At 41.1% G+C, this 22528-nt stretch carries 26 protein-coding genes; 12 read left to right on the plus strand and 14 right to left on the minus strand.

The genetic code is table 11. From position 1 onward, the window contains the following. The 4 genes from SYN7502_RS17445 to SYN7502_RS17460 form a co-directional block, all read right to left on the minus strand. Complete coding sequence (locus SYN7502_RS17445) at positions 1–1155, minus strand: DegT/DnrJ/EryC1/StrS family aminotransferase (RefSeq protein WP_015170043.1); 1155 nt, start codon at positions 1153–1155, stop codon at positions 1–3. A 110-nt stretch (positions 1156–1265) separates the two neighbouring features. Continuing rightward, positions 1266–2342 carry a PIN/TRAM domain-containing protein gene (locus SYN7502_RS17450; protein WP_015170044.1) on the minus strand — a complete coding sequence of 359 codons (1077 nt, stop codon included), beginning with the start codon at positions 2340–2342 and terminating at the stop codon, positions 1266–1268. A 190-nt stretch (positions 2343–2532) separates the two neighbouring features. Then, positions 2533–2934 (minus strand): GIY-YIG nuclease family protein, encoded by a 402-nt coding sequence (locus SYN7502_RS17455; RefSeq protein WP_015170045.1) that lies wholly within the window; start codon positions 2932–2934, stop codon positions 2533–2535. Positions 2935–2954: 20 nt separating this feature from the next. Continuing rightward, positions 2955–3287, minus strand: a complete 333-nt coding sequence (locus SYN7502_RS17460) for a YnfA family protein (RefSeq protein ID WP_305808126.1) — start codon at positions 3285–3287, stop codon at positions 2955–2957. Between the two features lie 112 nt (positions 3288–3399). Here SYN7502_RS17460 and SYN7502_RS17465 point away from each other — a divergent pair, with 112 nt between their 5' ends. The 4 genes from SYN7502_RS17465 to SYN7502_RS17480 are packed head-to-tail and all read left to right on the plus strand — an operon-like array spanning position 3400 to position 7960. Next, positions 3400–4311, plus strand: coding sequence for a DNA adenine methylase (locus tag SYN7502_RS17465; RefSeq protein ID WP_015170047.1), 912 nt, complete (start codon positions 3400–3402; stop codon positions 4309–4311). Continuing rightward, entirely contained in the window at positions 4295–5599 is a 1305-nt protein-coding gene (locus SYN7502_RS17470) for a type II restriction enzyme (protein WP_015170048.1), read from the plus strand. Before SYN7502_RS17465 ends, SYN7502_RS17470 begins: the two co-directional genes overlap by 17 nt. A gap of 50 nt (positions 5600–5649) precedes the next feature. Further along, positions 5650–6567, plus strand: a complete 918-nt coding sequence (locus SYN7502_RS17475) for a cation diffusion facilitator family transporter (RefSeq protein ID WP_015170049.1) — start codon at positions 5650–5652, stop codon at positions 6565–6567. A 55-nt stretch (positions 6568–6622) separates the two neighbouring features. Continuing rightward, positions 6623–7960: an SLC13 family permease gene (locus tag SYN7502_RS17480; protein ID WP_015170050.1), complete on the plus strand. Its 1338-nt coding sequence runs from the start codon at positions 6623–6625 to the stop codon at positions 7958–7960. Between the two features lie 54 nt (positions 7961–8014). Here SYN7502_RS17480 and SYN7502_RS17485 read toward each other — a convergent pair whose 3' ends face one another. Next, positions 8015–8776, minus strand: coding sequence for a type III pantothenate kinase (locus SYN7502_RS17485; protein ID WP_015170051.1), 762 nt, complete (start codon positions 8774–8776; stop codon positions 8015–8017). 37 nt (positions 8777–8813) lie between these two features. Here SYN7502_RS17485 and SYN7502_RS17490 point away from each other — a divergent pair, with 37 nt between their 5' ends. Further along, a complete protein-coding gene (locus tag SYN7502_RS17490; protein WP_015170052.1) occupies positions 8814–9068 on the plus strand; it encodes a hypothetical protein in 255 nt (84 codons plus the stop codon). A gap of 189 nt (positions 9069–9257) precedes the next feature. Further along, positions 9258–10448 carry a hypothetical protein gene (locus tag SYN7502_RS17495; protein WP_015170053.1) on the plus strand — a complete coding sequence of 397 codons (1191 nt, stop codon included), beginning with the start codon at positions 9258–9260 and terminating at the stop codon, positions 10446–10448. A 12-nt stretch (positions 10449–10460) separates the two neighbouring features. On the opposite strand, the gene rimM is transcribed toward SYN7502_RS17495, so the two are convergent. The 5 genes from rimM to fabZ are packed head-to-tail and all read right to left on the minus strand — an operon-like array spanning position 10461 to position 13506. Beyond that, complete coding sequence (gene rimM / locus SYN7502_RS17500) at positions 10461–10997, minus strand: ribosome maturation factor RimM (RefSeq protein ID WP_015170054.1); 537 nt, start codon at positions 10995–10997, stop codon at positions 10461–10463. 34 nt (positions 10998–11031) lie between these two features. Further along, positions 11032–11691, minus strand: a complete 660-nt coding sequence (locus tag SYN7502_RS17505) for a class II aldolase/adducin family protein (RefSeq protein WP_015170055.1) — start codon at positions 11689–11691, stop codon at positions 11032–11034. Beyond that, positions 11678–12235 carry a YdcF family protein gene (locus tag SYN7502_RS17510; protein ID WP_015170056.1) on the minus strand — a complete coding sequence of 186 codons (558 nt, stop codon included), beginning with the start codon at positions 12233–12235 and terminating at the stop codon, positions 11678–11680. Before SYN7502_RS17510 ends, SYN7502_RS17505 begins: the two co-directional genes overlap by 14 nt. Then, a complete protein-coding gene (lpxA, locus tag SYN7502_RS17515; RefSeq protein WP_015170057.1) occupies positions 12232–13041 on the minus strand; it encodes an acyl-ACP--UDP-N-acetylglucosamine O-acyltransferase in 810 nt (269 codons plus the stop codon). Before lpxA ends, SYN7502_RS17510 begins: the two co-directional genes overlap by 4 nt. 9 nt (positions 13042–13050) lie before the next feature. After that, positions 13051–13506, minus strand: coding sequence for a 3-hydroxyacyl-ACP dehydratase FabZ (gene fabZ / locus SYN7502_RS17520; protein ID WP_015170058.1), 456 nt, complete (start codon positions 13504–13506; stop codon positions 13051–13053). Positions 13507–13846: 340 nt separating this feature from the next. Here fabZ and SYN7502_RS17525 point away from each other — a divergent pair, with 340 nt between their 5' ends. The 5 genes from SYN7502_RS17525 to zds all read left to right on the plus strand — a co-directional run bounded on the left by SYN7502_RS17525 (position 13847) and on the right by zds (position 17966). After that, positions 13847–15130: a homoserine dehydrogenase gene (locus tag SYN7502_RS17525; protein ID WP_041430313.1), complete on the plus strand. Its 1284-nt coding sequence runs from the start codon at positions 13847–13849 to the stop codon at positions 15128–15130. Between the two features lie 159 nt (positions 15131–15289). Then, on the plus strand, positions 15290–15619 hold the full coding sequence (gene trxA / locus SYN7502_RS17530; protein ID WP_015170060.1) for a thioredoxin: 330 nt from the start codon (positions 15290–15292) through the stop codon (positions 15617–15619). 5 nt (positions 15620–15624) lie between these two features. Next, the gene (gene pyrR / locus SYN7502_RS17535) at positions 15625–16161 is read left to right on the plus strand and encodes a bifunctional pyr operon transcriptional regulator/uracil phosphoribosyltransferase PyrR (protein WP_015170061.1); all 537 of its coding nucleotides are present in this window, start codon (positions 15625–15627) and stop codon (positions 16159–16161) included. 173 nt (positions 16162–16334) lie between these two features. Next, positions 16335–16556, plus strand: coding sequence for a hypothetical protein (locus tag SYN7502_RS17540; protein ID WP_015170062.1), 222 nt, complete (start codon positions 16335–16337; stop codon positions 16554–16556). A gap of 21 nt (positions 16557–16577) precedes the next feature. Then, positions 16578–17966, plus strand: a complete 1389-nt coding sequence (zds, locus tag SYN7502_RS17545; RefSeq protein ID WP_015170063.1) for a 9,9'-di-cis-zeta-carotene desaturase — start codon at positions 16578–16580, stop codon at positions 17964–17966. Between the two features lie 47 nt (positions 17967–18013). Here the strand turns inward: zds and SYN7502_RS17550 are convergent, their stop codons facing one another. From SYN7502_RS17550 to ilvC, 4 genes are all read right to left on the minus strand, one after another. After that, positions 18014–18469 (minus strand): MarR family winged helix-turn-helix transcriptional regulator, encoded by a 456-nt coding sequence (locus tag SYN7502_RS17550; protein WP_015170064.1) that lies wholly within the window; start codon positions 18467–18469, stop codon positions 18014–18016. After that, the gene (locus SYN7502_RS17555) at positions 18466–19209 is read right to left on the minus strand and encodes an alpha/beta fold hydrolase (protein WP_015170065.1); all 744 of its coding nucleotides are present in this window, start codon (positions 19207–19209) and stop codon (positions 18466–18468) included. The genes SYN7502_RS17550 and SYN7502_RS17555 overlap by 4 nt, the downstream gene beginning before the upstream one ends. 219 nt (positions 19210–19428) lie before the next feature. Continuing rightward, positions 19429–19737 (minus strand): ribbon-helix-helix domain-containing protein, encoded by a 309-nt coding sequence (locus tag SYN7502_RS17560; protein ID WP_015170066.1) that lies wholly within the window; start codon positions 19735–19737, stop codon positions 19429–19431. A 75-nt stretch (positions 19738–19812) separates the two neighbouring features. Then, entirely contained in the window at positions 19813–20808 is a 996-nt protein-coding gene (gene ilvC, locus SYN7502_RS17565; protein ID WP_015170067.1) for a ketol-acid reductoisomerase, read from the minus strand. A gap of 201 nt (positions 20809–21009) precedes the next feature. Between ilvC and hemW the strand changes: the two genes are divergently transcribed. Next, entirely contained in the window at positions 21010–22224 is a 1215-nt protein-coding gene (gene hemW, locus SYN7502_RS17570) for a radical SAM family heme chaperone HemW (protein ID WP_015170068.1), read from the plus strand. Positions 22225–22528 lie beyond the last annotated feature (304 nt).

Raw genomic sequence — 22528 nt, forward strand, 5'->3', positions numbered from 1 at the left:
TTATTTAAGAGCTTTTTTTATGCCTTCTGCTACTCGAGCGATCGCAGTTGCATCCAACTCTGCCCAAATTGGCAAACTTAACACCTCTGCCGCCAACAATTCACTGACGGGATTAGTCGGATACTTTCCTTTATATACGGGCAGTAAATCTTGGGGAATTGGATAGTAAATCATATTACCAATGCCCATTTCCAAAAGGTTTTGAGCCACTTGATCCCGTTTGCCACCAGTAACCCGAATCGTATATTGATGAAAAACATGTCCCGCAGGAATGGCTGGGGTAATTATATTCGGCACATCGGCTAAAAGTTGATTATAGGTTTCTGCCACCCGTCGCCTTTCTTGATTCCACTGATCAAGGTGAGGTAGCTTTACGCGGAGAATTGCTGCTTGAATGCTATCCAGGCGGGAGTTGTAACCAAACATTTCATTGTGATAACGCTTTTGGGAACCATGTACTCTTAGCATTTGACTTAGTTCAGCAGTGCGATCGCAATTAGTAGTAATAACGCCCCCATCACCATAGGCACCCAGATTTTTGGTCGGAAAAAATGAAAATGCTCCTAAGTCAGCGATCGCCCCTGTAAATTTATTTTGAATCGAGTTGCGAATTGATGGATCGCATTCATCTTTGCAAATCCCACAATCACCGTAGTATCTAGCTCCAAAGGACTGCGCGCAATCTTCAATTACCTTTAAGTTATATTCCTTAGCAATTTCCAGAATTTGGGTCATGGCGGCGGGATAACCGAAAAGATGGACGGGCATAATTGCCTTAGTACGATCAGTAATTTTGGCTTTAATCAGGCGAGGATTAATATTAAAACTGTTAATATCCACATCCACAAATACGGGAGTTGCGCCCACATTACTAATGGATTCCGCTGTGGCAAAAAAACTAAAAGGAGTAGTAATTACTTCATCCCCGTGACCAATGCCCAAAGTTCTTAAGCCAATGATTAAAGCATCCGTACCTGAATTAACAGCGATCGCATGTTTAACTCCCAAATAGGTAGCAATCTCTTGCTCTAGTAGCCTTACATCTTCACCGAGAATAAACTGTCCCGATTCAAGGACTCGATTAATGGCGGCTTGAATTTCAACTTTAATGCTGTTGTATTGAGGTTTGAGATCGAGGATGGGGATTTTGGACATATTTCATTTTTTAACTTACCAAATCATACCAAGATCGATCTCTTTAGTTCCTCTTTTTAATTTGTTTAATTTGTGTTTAGAGAAAGCATTATGAACCGAAAATATGCAGTTTAAACGTTTGCCGTTGCCTCAGTTTTGGCAAAGATCATTCTGCCCGCCGAGGTTTGTAAAGCACTCGTGACTACTACCCGCAACTGCTTGCCCACAAAGGTCCGTCCGTCCTCAATTACAACCATAGTGCCATCCTCTAGGTACCCTACACCTTGGGTTTGCTCTTTACCTTCCTTGAGAACTTTTAAATTCAAAAAGTCACCAGGTAAATAGGTAGGGCGTAGAGCCTGAGCTAGATCGTTAATATTCAGCACCTCAACTTGGTGAAAACTCGCAACTTTATTGAGGTTGTAGTCATTGGTTACTAAGGTGCCATTAATTTCCTGTGCTAGACGGACAAGCTTGGCATCTACAGTGGCAATATCTTCATAGTCAGCAGGATGAATTTTAATGCGATCGCCATACTCATTTCTCAGACTATTTAAAATATCTAAACCTCGGCGACCTCTTACCCGTTTTTGATCGTTGGAACTATCGGCGATGGTTTGAAGTTCTTGAATTACAAACTGTGGTACCAGCAATTGTCCTTCTAAAAAACCTGTGTGCATGAGGGTTTCAATTCTGCCATCAATTACACAACTGGTATCCAAAACCTTACTAGCAGCAGGCTTAAGAGTTCCCTCTGCCAATAGCGAACTTTCGATATTATTGGGACTTATTAAACGCAATAAAGCTCTGCCGTGGGTATCTGAGAGCGTCATGCCCGTATAGGCAAAAATAATGCTGACCATAATTGCGGTCAAAGGCTTAAAGAAAGAGAAGTCGTCGGGAAAGGGTAGCAAAAATAGCGGTGCCAGTATCAGATTAGCCAATAATAAGCCCACAACTAAACCCACAGCCCTACTTAACAAAGCCTCAACGGGCATCGAACGCACCTGCGCTTCCAGGCGGCGATAGGTACTTTGGGCTAACAAACCTAGGATTAACCCTAAAAAGGAACCAACTCCTAACATTACCCAGCGCAACCCTTGGGAGTTAATCTCGGCTAGGGTTTGAATTGGCAGAAGGTCAACTCCGTGAAACCCAGTGCCTGCGCCTGCAAGAATAAATGAAATAATAATGACGGCATCAATCATGATGGTTGCGGACAATACCGCTATGTATGAATAATTTATGAATATTTAGAGTTTAAGGCGTTATTTTCACAATGCCCAGTCTCTTAAGTGTTTCTCAACTCTATATTCACAATTCTACACAACTCTACTGAGATAGAAATGGAGGTAATCCGAAACCATCTAAAAATTACCAGTATTCAGTGTCAAGTATTCAGCGCAGATATAAATAGATCAAATAAGCGATCGCTATCACTACTAAAGCTGTAAATAGGCAAAATCTCAACCAAAACCAGATAAATTGTGACAATAATCCCCAAAATTTAGGTACCCTAGTGTAGTTCCAGCAAGGCTTCAGGGATTTTATCTCTTCCCGTTCATAGGCAGAAATTTGGTGCTTAGGCAGAACTTTGTAATGGACTCTAGCAAAGGGTGTCAAGATTTTAATTTGTTTGTATCTTTGATGTCTTGCCGTTAAACGTCGGCGTAAGTTTACTGCCTTACCCACATAAAATAATCGCCAGAGGGCTGTCATATAATACACCCCAGATTCTTCAGGCATTTGGTTTAGGCTAGCGATCGCCCTCGAAGGCAAGAAAAAAATCTTGATTGGCATACCCTTAGCTAATTCCTAATCTAACCTCTGGGAGCATACATAATTACCACCACCCCCAGCAGGGAAATTCCAGCACCTAACAAATCAAAGCGATCGGGTAGTACTCGATCAACTAGCCATCCCCACAAAATCGATAAAATAATAAAAACTCCGCCATAGGCAGCATATACCCGCCCAAAATTAGCATCCTGTAGAGTGGGAGCGATCGCATATAACCCTAATAAGACTAAGCCTAGTCCAGCCCACCAGACGCTCTTACCTGCTCGTAACCACAGCCAAACTAAATAGCCGCCGCTAATTTCTAGTAATCCCGCTAGGACAAAAAACACTAGAGATTTAATCAAAAGTTTCACCTCACACTTGATTTCAAAAGGATTCCTAAATTATTAATTTCCGTTGTAATATTACTAGCTTTTCATTTCTGTAAAGTATGCAAAAATTTCTTCAAGTAGATCAAAAAACATCATGAATGAAACTTGTCTGCCCAAAAAAGCAACATCTCGGCGTAAATCAAACAACCTTATTTTGCGTCCTTTCCTTAAATGGGCTGGTGGCAAGAGGCAATTATTGCCCGTCTTAAGACAATACATTCCTAAAAACTTTAGTTCTAGCACCTATTTTGAACCCTTTGTGGGGGCTGGAGCTCTTCTGTTTGATTTGCAACCCAAAAAAGCAGTTATTAATGATGCAAATAAAGAGCTAATTAACTGCTATCAAACAATCAAAGACAATCCAGACGAGCTGCTAGAGCTTACTAGAGAGTATCAAAAAAATATATCTAAAGATCGTTACTACGAGTTACGGGAATTAGACCGTAAGCCAGACTTTGAAAAACTTAGTAATGTCCAAAGAGCAGCACGAATTATTTACCTAAATAAAACATGCTTTAATGGACTTTTTCGAGTCAATAGTCAGGGTCAATTCAATGTTCCTTATGGAGACAATAAAAACCCTATAGTTGCGGATGATGCTGTTATTAAAGCAATAAGTAAGTATTTGAATAATAACAATATTATAATTACAGACAAGGATTTTAAAGAAGCAGTCTCTACCACAAAAAAAGGTGATTTTATATACTTTGATCCACCCTATGATCCTCTATCAGATTCATCATCTTTTACTGGCTATGATCTAAGTGGTTTTGGTAAAGATGAGCAACGTCGTCTCAAAGAAGTTTGTGATGAATTAGTCGATAAAGGATGTAAAGTCCTACTTAGCAACTCTTCAACAGATTTTATTAAAGAGCTTTACAGTGATAAAAATTACTATACATGTCAAGAAGTTAAAGCAAATCGACATATTAATTCTGTTGGAACCAGTCGAGGTAAGATAAATGAAATATTAGTTTTTAGTAATTACGATGTCAGAAAAACCTAAAAATGATATTGCTTGGGAAAGTCTTTTTGAGACGCATAATATTTTACAAGAAATTAATAAAAACGGTGTATACAAAATCTCAGCAAAAGCTATAAATACTAAGCGTGAAGCGAGATTAATGACAAAATTTGATCACTATATTCAACTCCCTAGTATTTTCAAACAGAATCATCTAACCATTCAACCTGATTCAAGAGGGTCATATATTATTGGGAGATTCAAAAGCTATGAAAGTCTTCCCAAAGAATCATTTATTGATATTACAGAGATGCCATTCCCAACTTATCTTGAAACAATTAACCCCACAAATATTTATTCGGAATCATGTGCTATTCTCTGTGCATATAATACTGGAATGATAGATGATCTTCTTAATGAAGAAACTAAATTTACAGTTTCAGGAAGAATGTCTACTGGTAGGTTTAGCTATTTAATTAATAGTACGCAAGATGATATAAGTCATGAAATTAATGTAGATAACTCTCAATGTGAAATTGATAGTGGATTTGAAGGAGATAATATACTTGCAATAATTGAAGCCAAAAACCAAACTGTAGATGATTTTTTAGTTAGACAGCTTTATTATCCCTACAGACTTTGGAAAAACAAAACACAGAAACAAGTTATTCCAATTTTCTTGTTTTACTCTAATGATATTTTCTCATTTTATATTTATCGATTTACAGATGATAATTATTACAATTCAATTGAACTTGTAAACCAAAAAAAATATCAAATAGGTTCAAATGATATTGAGTTAGAAGACATTTTATCTATACTTGAGCGAGTCAAAATCAAACCAGAAGATAAAAGAATCCCATTTCCTCAAGCTGATAGTTTTGTGAGGATAGTAGATTTAATAATGCAAATCTACAATATAAACACCTTTTTATCTCAAGAAGACATAACCTCAAACTATGCCTTTGATGTTCGTCAAGCTCAATATTATACAAATGCTGCTATTTATCTCGATCTTGTTCAAAAAACAAGTGATAGAGAACAAGGGGTAATGTATTCAATAACAGAACGTGGAGTAAATATTATTGAACGCACGCCTAAAAGGAGAAACTTAGCTCTTGTTGAGTGTATTCTTGAGAAAAGAGTTTTAAATCAAACTCTACAACTCTATCTTCAAGAAGGGAGCAAGCCAACTTTAAGTCAAGTCGTTGAAATAATGTTAGAAGCAGAGCTTGATCTAAGTTTAAACACTATGTCTCGCCGAGGTCAAACAGTGCTTGCTTGGATAGATTGGATAATGAGTTTGAGTCAACCATCTACGCTTGATTAATCCATAATTACAGTTTCAATAATTCTTGAACTTATTACTATCTAACCCAAATGACTCACTCCCATAGTCATCACAATCATAGTCATGCTCCCAAAAACTTTAATCGGGCTTTTGTTGTCAGTATTGCTCTAAATACTGGATTTGTCATAGTTGAGTGCAGCTATGGCATCTTAGCTAATTCTCTGGCACTAATCGCCGATGCTGGGCATAATTTGAGCGATGTTTTAGGGCTACTGATAGCCTGGGGAGCAAGTTTATTGGTGCATAGACTACCCACCCCTCGACGTACTTTTGGTTTCAAGCGATCGACAATTTTAGCAGCACTTCTAAATGCTTGTTTTTTAATGATTGTGTCAATTGGGGTAGCATGGGAGGCAATTCAACGGCTGAGCGCACCTGCGGAGGTTAATGGAGAAACCGTAATAATTGTGGCATTGGCTGGAACCGTAATTAATACAATTAGTGCCGCCATGTTTTTTATTGGAGGTAAGGGCGATCTAAATATTCGGGGCGCATTTCTGCATCTAGCGGCGGATGCGGCTGTCTCACTGGCAGTGGTTTTATCGGGAATTGCCATTCTGGTCACAAAATGGAACTGGATCGATCCTGCCATGAGTTTAGTTGTGGTTGTGGTGATTATTGCTGGAACATGGCAGTTATTACAAGAATCCACTAATTTGATCATTGATGCTGTGCCCCAGGCAATCGATCCCGTTGTTGTTCGTAGTTTTTTTGAGCAATTGGAAAATGTATCTGAGGTGCATGACCTCCATATTTGGGCGATGAGTACTACGGAGATTTGCCTGACCGTACATTTAGTTATGCCCCAAGGACATCCGGGAGATCAGTTTTTACAGGATGTATGCCATGAATTACATCACCGTTTTGATATTGAACATCCCACCATTCAGGTTGAGCTTGGGGACTCGGATCATGCCTGTTACTTAGCCCCTGATACTGTTGTTTAATTAAAAGTTTGTCCCTTAACTCGTTACTTAATCTGTTAAGAAAAAAATTGTGACTATGGATAACTGGCAAGTAATTACAGCCTTAATAATTTTTGGAGGCGTGATCTTTCTGGTAATTACAGAATGGATACACATGACGATCGCCGCCCTCTTAGGTGCGTTGCTCTTAGTTATATTTAATATTATGTCGCTGCCCCAAGCAATTACTTACATTGGCAAAAGTCACGGCACATTAAGCCTATTTTTTGGGGTGATGGTGATGGTGAGGGCATTTGAACCTACTAAAGTATTTGAATATCTGGCAGCCCAAATCGTGATTTTTGCCAAGGGCAAAGGTAGTCGGTTGTTATTAGGAATTGTAGGAGCGGTTACGCCAATTTGTGCATTTCTCCCCAATGCTACGACGGTAATGCTGATAGCACCACTAATTCCTCCGATGGCGAAAATTGTTGGTGTTGACTTTGTGCCGTTGCTGATTCTGCTTGTATTTGTGGCAAATAGTGCGGGATTACTAACAATCGTGGGCGACCCCGCTACTTATATTGTCGGCAGTGCTATTAATCTAAGTTTTAGTGATTATTTAGTGCGATTAAGTCTAGGAGGAGCGATCGCTATTGGGGTGCTAGTCATTATGCTCCCTTTTTTATTTCGGAAAATTTGGTTAAAAAAGTTAGAAAATATTGAAGAAATAGTCTTGCCCCAGATTAATCATCCACGAATATTACTGATTGGGGTAGCGATCGCTATTTTTGTTTTAGTATTTTTCGTCATTGGTGAAACTCTTCCCGTTCCTATTTCTCCAGCTACCGTAGCACTTTTGGGCGCAGTTTTAGCTTTGTTACTAGCTCACCATAGCAAAATTGATTCCGTTAATCATATTCTCCGAGATGTAGATTGGAGTACCTTAATATTCTTCATGTCAATATTTGTCTTGATTGGGGGATTGCAAAAAACAGGAGTAATTGACAGTATCTCGAGTGTATTAGCCGTAATTCTGGGAAAAAATATTGCTTTAGGTTCTATCGTCTTAATATTCTTTGTCGGCATTATATCCAGTGTTGTTCCTAATATTCCCCTAGTAGTGGCAATGGTACCCCTATTAAAAGAGTATGTGGTCAAGGTTGGGTTAACAGGCTCAGAAGTGCTTGCTCCCGAATATGCTGGACAATTTCCCGATGCGGTTTTGCCTTTATTTTATGCCATGATGTTTGGAGCAACCCTTGGGGGAAATGGCACCTTAGTTGGAGCTTCATCAAATATTGTGGCGGCAGGAATAGCTGACCTGCATGGGCGTAGAATAAAATTTAAGACGTTTCTCCGCTATGGTATTCCAGTAATGATCGTGCAGTTAGTCGCTAGTGCTATTTATGTGGGACTAAGGTTTTTAGTCTGATGATCATAGTGTTTTTCAGTTTCTATCTGTGAAATCACTTTTTAAGTTGAAAGCCTAAAAAATAGCAGCAATACCTTTAAAGATTAGATTTTTGTCTAATTGGACTTGAGATAAATAACTATTGTCTAACTTGCTACTTGACTTACTGTTCAGGAACTGAATAATTAACTCACTATCTCCCCCTGTAAAGATGATCTGAGTATTAGCATAAAGCGATCGCCAGTCTTCGATAAAATCCTCTAAACCTGCTGCTACTGTATAAATCAAACCACTATAAATTGCTGAAGGTGTATCCGTTGCCCATCGAGATGGAAAATTCTTAATTAAATTTTGGGATAAATCTGCTGGTAAATCTATTAAAGGTAAAGCCGCAGTTGCCCTATTTAAGCTTTGTAATTGCATTCTTAGTCCCGCTAATATTGCTCCACCGATAATCCTGCGATCGCCATTAATTCCCGTAAGCGAAATCGCCGTACCGCAATCTATAACTAAAACTGGAGACTTATACTTAAGCCAAGCTCCCAAGGCTGTGAGAACCCGATCTAAACCCATAGTCGGATAAATGCCACTTAGCGGGATCATCTCCTTTGTAATCATTTGAGTTTGGGGTAAATGATGCCAAGGGGTGATTAATTCTGGGACTACAGTGGCGATCGCAATGTTGTTAAGTGTTCTTGCTCCTAAGTATTCTTCTAAAACTGCCTTCAAAAGATCAGTTTGATTGTGGGCATAGGCATAATCAACAACTAAAATTCCTTGCTCAAAAACTGCTGCCCGAATCCGAGTATTACCAATTGCGATCACTAAATCAGGCATAATATGACCAGAACCATCTAAATTACTAAAATTCTATATGCCAAGAGAACCTAGAAAGCCAGATGAATATATTGTGCATCTCATATTAGAGGGCAATCATGTTGTTGATATTCGGTTTAATACCATTGAAGAAGTTAAAGGCTACGCTGCTAAACTCAAGGCAAAATCTGAAGAAGAAGAATTACTGTCAATGCCGATGAAAACCGATAATGAATTACTGTTGGTACGTCCCAAACGTATTTCTGCTATTCATGCTGAACCCATCTTCTCTTCTAGTGTGGATATGTTCTAGCTGCATATTTTAGGCTTTTTAATAGCTGTGTAAGCTTTAATTTATATTGCCCCAAAGCTCAGGTAGTTAGCAACTAGGGCTATTTTTGGCTTTGGCTATGTCTATTTTGTGGGGATTCTTAGCAGTTGTCTTAAATTTGCAGTAACCCCGTATGATATTCTGTTCAAGTCCAAGGGTCATGGGGTAGTCATGGAGTCGTTGTTGCAGGTTCTGTTCATTATTGGTTTGGTAGCGATCGCTCTGGTTAGCTTGCTCTTGATTATTTTTGAGTGGCAATATCGGCAACGTGATGGCAATAAAATGGAACTGGATCAGGGTAATTGGCAGATTCAGGAATACACGCCCGAAACCTATAAATTGCAAGGAATATTGACGGCGGTTAATGAAACTAAAAAATTAGATATATTCCTAACTGAAGTTGATGTAGAACTAGTCTTACTTTCTAAGGATAGTCTTGAGGGCATTACCCATAGTATTAGCATTACATCCCGTCATCCTGAGCAACAGGGACAGATTGGACGCTTAGATAATTACTGGGAATCCTATATTGTCAAAGGTAAGCATTCTACGGAAATTGAAGTAGAGATCGCCATTAAGGGACAAGATTTAAGTGGACTGGAAACCGCATGGGTTAAAGTGCATTACGTTGTCTATGGACCCGGTGGCAGAACTCCAAAAACCAGACATTGCATCATTCCCCTCAAGTTTCCCGATGAAAATGCACCGAAACACTGGCGGTCTACCACCAATGCTGATGTTTTACCGATCCGTACCCATTTACTATCCCCTTTAGATTCAGTGGTTGAAGTTATCCGCCGCTATGTTATACCCGAAGCGCAAGCGGGAGATATTGTGACGATCGGTGAAAGCCCCGTAGCAATTATCCAAGGGCGATGGATTCATCCCAGTGAGGTTAAACCCGGTTGGCTCGCCAAAAGATTATGTTACTATTTCCTGCCTACTTCCAGTTTAGCGACTGCCTGTGGTTTACAGGTGTTGGTGGATAATTCGGGAGCATGGCAAGTGGGATTTGCTTTTATTGTGGGAGCGATCGCCAAGGGATTATTTAAAATTCCCGGTGTATTTTATATGTTGGCAGGGGAACAGGCAAAACTAATTGATGATGTTACGGGTACACTTCCTCCCTATGATCAATTTATTGTCCTAGGTCCAGCTAATTCCCAGGCTGTAGTCGATGAAATTTTAGCAAAAACTGGTTTAGAAGCGGCGATCGTCGATGTTAATGATCTGAAGCGGGTAGCAATTTTAGCGGCAACTCCCAAGGCTACTCAAGAAATACTCAATCAGGCGTTGTTAAATAATCCCGCAGGTAATGCTGCTGAACAAACTCCAGTGGTGTTAATTAGACCAGTTAATTAAATACAAACTAAATTAAATTAACCAGTGATCAACTAAACCATTGGGAGGAGTAATTTCAATATACTTTTCTCGGATATTAACCACAGGGGCGATCGCCTCGACAAAGGGAATTAAAACTTTTTCTTGGTTATCGTTCTGGACTTCTAATAAATCATTACCCCCGGGTAAAACATCAATTACTATGCCTAAATACTTACCTGTAGGTTGATGTATAACTTTACAGCCAATTAAATCCGTGACGTGATACTCATTTTTAGCTAATTTTGGGCGATCACTGTCTTGTACCATGAGTAAATTTCCCCGCAGTGCTTCCGCTGCATCGCAGGTATCGATTCCGCCTAATTTGACTACATAGAGACTAATCTTGCCCGGCACATCTCGACCGTGGATTAACTCTATGGGTTCTGGGGTAGCGGTTTCTGACTTGGAAATCCATCGTTTACCTGCTTTTTCAAAACGTTCAGGAAAATCTGAATAGGAAAGCACTCTAACTTCACCTTTCAGCCCTTGGGTAGAGACAATCTTGCCAATTACGATCCATTCAGTCATGCTGTATTATTCTACTTAATTTAATCTGATTAGCTTAGTCTAAGAGAAACTTATTATATATCCTTAAAATTGCCGATCCAGCCTGTTCACAATTACGCCCAAAGGCAAAAATCCCATCCTCATGCCCTGCCATCACAAATAAATTATGGCTAAAAATATCCTCAATCGGAGCATAGATACGACCAATTTCAATTGCCATCTCTGGGGTTCCATACTCAATATCATCACTGGTGGCAAGATAGCCAATTTCTAAAAGCTTTTGCCAAAGTGGAGCAGAGTGAATGTGAAAGATTGCCTTAATTTCAGAATGGAGGGCATAAATGGCACTGTGGGTTGGAGCCTCGCTGCTGGGAAATTTAGAGCCTTGAATTACTAGACTATGACTACTAAGGTTATAGCTTAAAACTTGAGGATAGTCAGAAATTTCAAGATTGGGTAAAGCCCCAGTTTGGGTGGCTGTAATATAAAAACCTTCCCCCTCAGCGCGCATACTCAGATTGCCGTAACCTACCCCATCTGGATATTGCCCAATTAGTTTTAGGTCATAAAGTTGCGATCGCCAAGCTTCTAGCTCTTTAAAATCTATAACTTTAAATCTTGAAGATTGTTTTAACCCTGAAGCAGTAATGGCTTCTAAGCTGTACTTAATTACGCCATCTTTAGGAGAATCATCAACCAGATTATCGGCGGTCATTCAAGGTCACCCCTGTAAATAGCCACAATACCGATCGGGCGCCGTCTCTTACCGATTTGCTAGTGATCTCTTTTTCTCTATACTTATGTTCAGGATAGTAAGCCATCTGCGGCGGAATTGGGACGGGGTGCATTTTAATGCCTCGACTGCCTAAAACCACACTGCCGATTATTTGCGCTCTAGGCATATGAAAAGTATCAGTAATCACATAGACATCAGTAATCTGCCGAGCTTTAAATTCATCCACAAGAGTCGTAAAATTAGTTACTGTATCTACGGCTCGATAATCCAAAGTGTAGCGATCGCTTTTAATTCCCGCCTTAGCAAAAATTTCATCGCTGTATTCCTTGGGGCTACCCCCAGATACCCAGATTGGCATATCAGGATGTGCAACTGCGTATTTAGCTCCATACACTTCCCGCTTGGGAGAGCCACCCAAAATTAAGATCGCTTTATTAACTTTACGCATACTTCCCGCCAGCATCACGCCCACTAAAGCTAGCAGTAACCCTGAAATTACTAATTTAGCTTTAGGATGTTTCATGACTTTCGCCCCGGAATTGGTCCACGCCGATGCTCTCCCGCTAGGGATGCCTGTAGGAATTTGCGTAAATGCTGCACGTGCGGATCGTCAGTTAAACTTTCCAACTTGCTGATTGCTTCTGCTAACGTTAAGCCTTGGCGATACAAAATCCGATGGGCAGTTTCCATTAACTTGAGGGTTTGGGGTGTAAATCCAGCCCTCTGCATACCAATGCGATTAATTACCCTCACTCGGCTAGGATTACCTTCAATCAGCATATAGGGAGGGACATCTCGATCAATACGGCTCATCCCCCCCACCATCGCTAGTTTACCAATATGAGTGAATTGATGAATACCCACGATGCCGCCAATCCGAGCATAGGATTCAATGACCACATGACCTGCTAAAGCTACAGAATTAGTAATGACCACATGATCGCCAATTACACAATTATGTGCCACATGCACGTATGCCATCAGCAAATTGGAGTTACCTATCACAGTTGACTCCCCCGCCCCAGTGGCGCGGTTAATGGTCACATATTCCCGAATGCGGTTGTCATTGCCAATAATGACTCGACTAGTAGAGCCATCATACTTTAGGTCTTGGGGTTCTAGTCCGATCGCTGCGCCGGGAAAAATTTGATTGCGATCGCCAATTTCCGTACAACCATCAATCACCACATGGGCACTAATAATTGAATCTGCCCCAATTTTCACTTTTTCCCCAATCACGGCATACGCACCAACTTTAACAGTGGGATGCACCTGAGCATCGGGATGAACTACGGCAGTAGGATGAATCAACTGAGGTAAAACTGGCATAAATATCCACTAACTATCTACTAAAGAAAACATTAATTCTCCTTCAGCTACTAACTTACCGCTTACTTCAGCGCGTGCCTGCATTTTACCAAACCGTTTGCGTTTAACTACAATCAGTTCTGTAGTCATGACAAGTTGGTCTCCCGGAGTTACGGGGCGGCGAAATCTCACCTTATCAATGCCTGCAAATAAAGATAGTTGCCCAGAGGCTTCAGGTAATTGTGTCAATACTATACCCCCTACTTGAGCCATTGCCTCCACTATCAATACGCCGGGCATAATCGGTCGATTCGGAAAATGCCCCTGAAAAAATAATTCATTCATAGTGACATTTTTAATACCTGTTGCCGACTTGCCAGGTACATAGCTAATAATGCGATCAACTAGTAAGAAAGGGTAGCGATGGGGTAAGAGCTTTTGAATTTCTTCAATTAAAATTATGTTTTCGGTAGAAGCTTCAATCAAGGTAATTTTTAAATATTTAAGTTATTAATCACAAGTTTTATCACAATCCATCCCAACTTAATTAAGAAATGTGATTACGAAATATCAGATTAAATCTTGAGAGCACAACTTAAGCAAATATTTGTTACTTCCTTCCGAATATAAAAGTAAAACTAATTAAATGGAGTAAAGGAGTGAAACCCCTGCGTGGGTAATGCGCCCACACACCCCCAACACCTTAAAGTTTCAGTGGGAATAGAGTAGAGAAATCCTTGGAAATAAACGATCGCTAACTGGAGAAATCTTGTAGCAGCCCTTAAAAGTATTAAGATATTTATGAGTCAGTTTATGGATAATGCTTGTGAGTTACAAAGTTGGGATTTTGGGGATGGGAACCGTAGGCACGGGAGTTGCCAAAATTCTCCTTGATCCCGTTGGTCGCCATGCCATCCTGCAATCAGTGGAAATTAAGCGGGTGGGGGTGCGATCGCTTAATAAAGACCGAGGAATTATCCTTGATCCCAGCATTTTTACTGACGATCTGGAAGCAGTTGTAACCGATCCTAATATTGATGTGGTTATAGAGCTAATTGGTGGCATTGAACCAGCACGCAGTTTAATTTTGCAAGCGATCGCCCAAGGCAAACATATAGTCACAGCTAACAAAGCCGTTTTAGCGCGCTATGGAGATGAAATATTTACCGCAGCGACAGCTAAGGGGGTGTATGTAATGCTCGAAGCTGCCGTTGGTGGTGGCATTCCCATTATTCAAACCTTAAAACAAGCTCTAGGTGCCAATAAAATTACAGCGGTTACAGGCATTATTAACGGCACGACCAACTATATCTTAAGTCGCATGTCTGCCAACCCCCATGAAAGCTTTGCCGAGATTTTAGCCGATGCTCAGGCACTTGGTTATGCCGAAGCTGATCCCACTGCCGATGTCGATGGTTATGATGCCACGGATAAGATTGCAATTTTGGCGAGTTTAGCATTTGGTGATCGCATTAAGCTAGAGCAGATTTACCGAGAAGGGATTCGCCATGTAACCAGTACCGATGTGGCTCGTGCCGCCGAACTAGGATATGTGATTAAGCTCTTGGCGATCGCCCGCAATCATGAAGGCTTAGAAATCAGAGTCCATCCCACTCTAGTTCCAAAGGATCACCCCCTTGCCAGTATCAATGGCGTAACTAATGCCATTACTGTTGCTGGCGATCCCATTGGTGAAGTTGTCTTATCAGGGGCGGGGGCAGGGATGGGTGCTACAGCTAGTGCTGTGGTTGCCGATCTAATTAACATTGTTGCCGCCATTCAAGTTCAGCCTCAGAGACCAAATCAACTCATGGGCTGTTCCCATCACCACTATGCTACGGTTAAGCCAATTACAGTATCTACTTCTCAGTACTACCTGAGATTGCTGGCATACGATCATGCAGGGGTAATTGGTGATCTTGGCAACTGTTTTGGTAAATATGAAGTTAACCTAGAAACCATCCTGCAAAAACACCATCACCAAGGGCTAGCGGAAATTATTGTAGTTACTAAAGTTGTGAGCGAGTTAAACCTCCAAACCGCATTAACAGAAATTCGCAGCTTAGCAGCGTTGCATAGTATTCCTACCGTACTAAGACTTTTAGCTTAGTTTGCCCAGATTTATCCAGATAAAAAGTTTTAGCGCACCCTAATATATCAACAGGCCTCAAACTGTTATACTCAGTAAGCGGTTTTTAGATTAGACTATAAAAACTTAAAAAATTTAAATTGTATTAATTCAAACATTATTTATAGGAGTAAGGAAGCTATGTCATCAGCGGTTGCAGTCTCAGATTCTAGCTTTGAGCAGGACGTAATAGCGAGTGAAATCCCTGTTCTAGTTGACTTCTGGGCACCTTGGTGCGGTCCTTGCCGCGTAGTTGCTACGGTCGTAGACGAAATTGCCAATCAATACGAAGGTAAGGTTAAAGTTGTAAAGCTAAATACCGATGAAAACCCCGGTATTGCCACCCAGTACGGTATTCGTAGCATTCCTACCCTGATGCTATTCAAAGGCGGACAAAAAGTTGATTCTGTAGTTGGTGCCGTCCCTAAAACCACGATCGCTAATACCATTGAAAAGCATTTAGCTGATTAGTTCCAGTGTCTCATGTCATTCAAATTCTCTCGGCTGAAGAAGTAAGGCGCACTGTTAATCGTCTGGCATCGCAGATTGTGGAAAGTTGTGCGGATTTGTCTGACTTGGTTTTATTGGGAATTCGCACTAGAGGCGTACCCTTGTCTAAGGTTATTGCTAAACAAATCAATATTTTAGAAAACGTAAATGTCCCCACGGGAGCGATCGACATCACCTTTTACCGAGATGACCTAGATCGCATTGGCTTAAGAGAGCCTGGTAAAACCGATATTCCCTTTGACCTAAATCGGAAGACGGTTGTTCTTATTGATGATGTCATTTATAGTGGCAGAACTATAGGTGCCTCTCTTAGTGCCGTTAATGATCATGGTCGTCCCCAGTGCGTAAGGCTGGCAGTATTAGTAGATCGGGGACATAGGGAGCTACCGATTCATGCTGATTTTGTGGGTAAAGTGCTACCAACTTCTAAGGATGAGCAGGTTAAGGTTTTTCTCCAAGACCCCGATGGACGGGATGAAGTGCAGTTAATTAAACCCAAGTAAATCTGTCAATCTTGTTGGGAGACTAGTTTTAACCTATAGCTCTGGTTAGATTTAGAGTGAGAGATATAGGGCTGTCCTGCCAAAAATATTATTTATAATTTATGGTATTGTTGAATACATATAGATTTTGATTATTAGTGAAACCTTAGAGTAAGACTACCAGAGAAATTACTATGTCGGACAATCTACCTACCGATGTCGAAAAGAAACGCAAACCGATTGAGTTAGACCCTGCACTTTTAGCGGAGCTTTCTGAGGTCACTAATAATCCAACAGAAGTAATTGATGTGGCAATCAGGCAGTGGTTGCAAAGAAGAGCGATTAAAGAGGCTGATAATTCCCGTCCTCTCACCATGAACCCAATTGTCCCACCTAGGGGAGAATGGAATGATTAGCAGGGAATAGTTATTGGTTGTATGAAAGTAGCAATTATTGGTGCGGGATTGGCAGGGATGACCACTGCCTTAGAGTTATGCGATCGCGGGCATGAAGTAGAAATATTTGAATCTCGTCCCTTTGTGGGCGGTAAAGTAGGTAGCTGGCTTGATACCGATGGCAACCATATTGAAATGGGACTGCATGTATTTTTTGGCTGCTACTATAATCTTTTTGCCCTCATGGAAAAAGTGGGAGCATTGGATCACCTCCTACTTAAGGAACATACTCATACTTTTATTCAGAAGGATGCAAAAACAGGAGCATTGGATTTTCGTAACTTTGGGGGCGCACCGTGGCATGGACTGAAGGCATTTTTTACCACCGATCAACTTTCTACCTTAGATAAAATTCAAAATGCGATCGCAATTGGTACTAGTCCAGTAGTTAGAGCCTTGGTAGATTTTGATGGAGCAATGCAAAGTATCCGTAAGTTAGATGGCATTAGTTTCAAAGATTGGTTTTTGTCCCACGGTGGCTCCCAAGCTAGTTTAGATAATATGTGGGATGCGATCGCCTATGGATTAGGATTCATTGACTGTGAACATATTTCCGCCAGATGTATGTTAACTATTTTTCAGTTCTTTGCCACTAAAACCGAAGCATCAGTACTGAGAATGCTAGAAGGTTCACCCGATCAGTTTTTGCATAAGCCTATTGTTAGCTATATTGAAAGCAAAGGCGGCAAAATCCATCTGCGGCGGGGTGTACGAGAAATTTTATTTGAAGGTGAAGGCGATCGCACTCAAGTAACTGGATTTGTTATTGGCGAAGAAATTATTACTGCCGATGTGTATGTTTGTGCTGCTGCTGTCCCCGCCACCCAACGCTTGATCCCAGAAAAGTGGCGAGTTTGGTCACAGTTTGACAATATTTATAAGCTCGATGCTGTCCCTGTCGTCACCGTGCAACTACGGTTTGATGGTTGGATTAACGATCTGGAAATGGATAATTTGCTCTATGCCGTTAAGGTAGATTTTTCCACCTTTGCTGATCTAGCGGTTACTAGCCCAACCAATTACAAAAAAGCATGGGAAGGATCACTGTTGCAATTAGTCCTAACTCCCGGTGATCCATTTATTAAACAAAGTAATGAGGCGATCGCCCAACATACTCTGGATCAAGTTCATGAAATTCTACCTTCTAGTCGTAACTTAAATATGACTTGGTATAGTGTGGTCAAGTTGGCACAGTCTTTATATCGTGAGGCTCCGGGTATGGATGTGTATCGCCCTGCTCAAGCTACTCCTATTTCTAACTTCTTTTTGGCTGGTAGCTATACGATGCAGGATTATATTGACAGCATGGAAGGCGCAACAATTTCAGGTAAGTTATGCAGTAAAGCAATCCTAGCCTCTATGGATATATAAGCTAAGCTAAACCTCCGTCCAATAGGGAGTTAAAACTAATAATAATTTTATAGCTTTGCTTTCCGACGAATTAACGCCTCACCTGTGGGTCTTTCAGTCACGAACTTCCATAATATTTCGTTGATTTCCTCTAAGGAAGTATCTCCGAACACAGAAGCAATCCCAGCATAAAAAGCTTGTTCGATCACGATGACTTGCTCAGTGAGTTTCCTCCCAGTTATTGAGAGTGCAAGTATTACCATCCTGCGATCGTGTTCAGCAGGTGTTCGCTCTACCAAGCCTTTCTCCACTAGGGTATTTACCAACCGACTTGGGCTACCCGTTTCACAGACGAGCCGTTCCCCCAGTTCAATCAGCGATAGGGGCGCATGGTCATAAAGAACTCGTAATACCTCAGCTTGCGAAGTGGTTAAGCCAATTGGCTCAAGCGCCGCAGACAGTAGACGATCGCCTTCCCGTTGTGATGCCAAAATCAGATAACGTAATTCTTCAATAGCATTCATCTTGTAATCAATTCACCTACCAAATGATCCTGTAAAAACTCTCGAATAGCATTAGCATACGTTACTGGATGAGTAAAACGGAACATATGCCCTGTGTTAGGCAAAATCACTTCAGTCGCATTTGGAATTCCCTCGACCAACTGTTGTGCTGCATTTTTACCGATTAGCCTTTCATACGCAGGGGTAAGAATTAAAGTAGGTACCTGAATGTGATCGAGTTTACCTAGGTAGTTAGCTGAAAATGCAGCTTTCATACGGCTTAGGTAGCTGCGACGAGGCGTATTTTGTATAAATAACTCCCGAATTGCGGATTGTGACAGAGGTACTTGTCCATCCACATCAAACGGAGAAGCTAGACTTTGGGCATGAAAGCGCAAAGTGATTTGCTGATATAAGTTCCCTGGCAGGAAAGATGCGGCGGTCAGTTTGAGCTTTGTGATTGGGTTAGTAATTGGATTGGCAGCAAATCCGCCAGACAAAACTAATGCCACAAGTCCACGGGGATGTCGAGTCGCCAGAGCGATCGCTATGTTTGCTCCAAAGGAGTCACCAACAAGAATATAGCGATCCAGATCGACAACTTGTCCAGCTACAAAATCGGCATAAGCTTCTATATTATCAAGGGCTTCTGGCAATCGCATTGTTCTCAAAGACCAGTCCGATAGGGGTGTCAGTTGCTCCAGATACCAGGGGCTGCCAGAGAAACAAGGTACAGTCACAATTGTTGAAGGAGAAATCATAGGAGTATTTAAACTAATTACATATCATTTAATAACATGTCATCAATATAAACAGATTAGTAACAATTAGTCAATAGTCTTATCTTATTAGTAGTCGTAGTTTAAGTGGTCTAACAATCCCCATGCACATCGACGATTAGAGGTGCGTTACGATACAAAGGCTATTGGGGGCAGGTGGATACTCAAAGATTAGGGGTAGAGCGTCAACAGCCCAAGTCATTAATCGTTGTACATTTCCCTTACCAGATGCTGAGGCTTATAGGTAGGATGATCGATCCCTCGGAACTGTCCATATTCACTTAGTTCTGCGCGTAACATTGCTACTTCCCTTTGAATTGGGGCGATCGCTTGGGCAATTCGATCATCTATTTCCGTATTTTTAACATACATATCGGGGTTATCAAGGTAAAAATAAATTGCCTTTTCAATGACTTCAAGTACGGAGATACCCTCTTGTTTAGCTCGTATTTTAATACGTTCCACAACTATGGGATCAAGTTTTTGCGAGGATTTAGGTTTTTCTGACACAGGTTTAGGAGTATTACAGAGGGAGAATAGCGATCGCCCTCCTGAGACATCAATAATAACCTAGCATAAACTAAACTAGATTTTTTTCAACCAGCTAAACATGGCTCTGAGTTCTTTACCAACGGATTCAATCTGGTGTTCAGCTTCACGGCGACGCATGGCAGTAAATCCGGGCTTACCTGCTAAATTTTCTAGAACAAATTCCCTGGCAAACTGTCCCGACTGAATTTCTGAGAGGATTTTTTTCATCTCTGCTTTGGTTTCATCGGTGATAATGCGATAACCACGGGTATAGTCACCGTACTCAGCCGTATTGGAAATACTATGGCGCATATTTGCCAAGCCACCTTCTACGACTAGATCGACAATCAGCTTAACTTCGTGCAAACACTCAAAATATGCTAATTCAGGCTGATAGCCAGCTTCTACAAGGGTTTCAAACCCTGCTTTGATCAAGGCACTTAAGCCACCGCACAATACTACTTGTTCACCAAATAAATCGGTTTCAGTTTCTTCACGGAATGTAGTTTCTAAGATACCCGCTCTAGTCCCACCAACGCCTCTAGCATAAGCCATCGCACGACCACGGGCTTCTCCAGAAGCATCTTGATACACGGCAAATAAGGCTGGAACCCCTTGTCCTTGGGTAAATACCCGCCTTACTAAATGTCCAGGTCCCTTGGGAGCCACCATGACTACATCGACAAATTTAGGTGGTACAACTTGGGCAAAGTGAATATTAAAACCGTGGGCAAATGCCAGAACATCACCTTCTTTAAGATTGGGGGCAATATCATGGTTATAGACAGATTTTTGGGTTTCATCTGGTAGCAAGATCATAATGAAATCGGCTTCCGCAGAGGCATCGGCAACGGTTTTAACGGTTAAGCCTTCTTTTTCCGCTTTGTCCCAAGAGGGGCTACCTTTATATAGTCCAACAATTACGTCTAAACCACTATCTTTAAGGTTGAGGGCATGGGCGTGTCCTTGGGAGCCATAGCCAATAATGGCGATTTTTTTGGTTTTTAGAAAATCAAGATTCGCATCGTTGTCATAATACATTTGTGCCATAACTGCTCCGAACAATCAACCGTAAAAATGTGTATAGAATTTAACCAGTCTTCTAGTTTACTCAAAACTGCATCATTTAATCTGATAAGTTGCATATTTTTAAGAATTACTCCCTTATCAGTTAAAAATTAAAGTGTGAAAGCTTTGCCTTTACGAAAGGGCGAAAGACATTTACTCATTTAACTAGCTATAGGCTCCGCCATGAATAGTCTGCTCCCAAAAACTGCATATCCCCAATCATTTTATATTCATATTCCCTTTTGCCAGAGGAAATGCTTTTACTGTGATTTTGCGATTACCACGGGGAAAGCTGACTTACAAGAACGGTATGTAGAGGTGCTGTGCCAAGAGATTAAGCTTGTGGCTATGGAGGTAATCCACCAATTAGATCAAATAAGAGATAAACAAAGTAACCAATTACCCGAACTTAAAACTATTTTTTGGGGTGGTGGTACGCCGTCGTTGCTAAAGCCTAGGCAAATAGGTGAGATTTTAAATAGAATTAGTCAATACTGGGCGATCGCCCCCGATGCGGAAATCAGCCTAGAAGTAAATCCGGGAACGGTGACAGCACAAAGCCTAAAAGAATTGCGATCGCTAGGGATCAATCGGATTAGTTTGGGAGCGCAGGCATTTCAAGATCAGTTGCTAGACCTCTGCGGTCGAGGACATGGGGTCACGGAAATTTATGAGGCGGTGACAGGGATTAAAAAGGCGGGGCTGGATAACTTTAGTTTAGATTTAATTTCAGGATTACCTACACAAACCATTGAGCAATGGCAAGAATCTTTGGAGCAGGCGATCGCCCTCGAACCTAAACATATATCTGTGTATGACCTGACCATTGAGCCGAGTACTGCCTTTGGCAAACGCTATGAAGCCGGAGCTAAACCTTTACCCACGGAAGAATCTACGGTAGCAATGTATTTAATGGCACGCGATCGCTTACAAACGGCAGGCTATAACCATTATGAAATTTCCAACTATGCCGTGGCTAACTATCAATCTCGCCATAATCTCACCTATTGGCATAATCAGCCCTTTTATGGCGTTGGTATGGGAGCTACGAGTTATATCAATCAATACCGTTTTGATCGCCCGCGCAAAATGCGTGAATACACGGCAATGGTAGAAGCTTGGACGGAGGGAAAGGCTCCGACTGTACCTAAAATTAGCGATCGCGAAGAGTTATTTGATACTTTAATGCAGGGACTACGCCTAGAACAGGGATTGAGTTTAGAGTATTTAATTAATAGATTTGGGGCAGCACCGATCCAGCAGGTTTTACAGCAGATAGAGGCTTATTCTCCCCACTGGGTAAACATCTCTGGGGAATATCTCAGCCTGACCCAGCCACAGGGTTGGTTATTTTCCGATGAAGTAATTGGCAAACTATTTACATATTTTTTTGGATAAGGTAGCAATACATACTTTACAAATTATCACAATAGGTATATATTCTTATCTAGTGACAAGTCGATTTAAATTTAACTATACTTTCTCTTTGTCCACTAACTTACTCAAGAGGGTAAATGTATGACTAAATCAACGTCCACCTCAAATAATTCTGGATTAGGCTCTGGACTAGTTGGATTAAATTGAATTCCCTCCAAACCTAAATCCCCCTTCTACGTCACTTCAACTTTTTAATTTTCTTACTATTTCCGTAGCATTTCTAAGTTTGGATGTTTGTTCCTAAAGTTGCTGATAGTTCCTATGG

This window comes from Synechococcus sp. PCC 7502 (assembly GCF_000317085.1).
GTDB lineage: Bacteria > Cyanobacteriota > Cyanobacteriia > Pseudanabaenales > Pseudanabaenaceae > PCC-7502.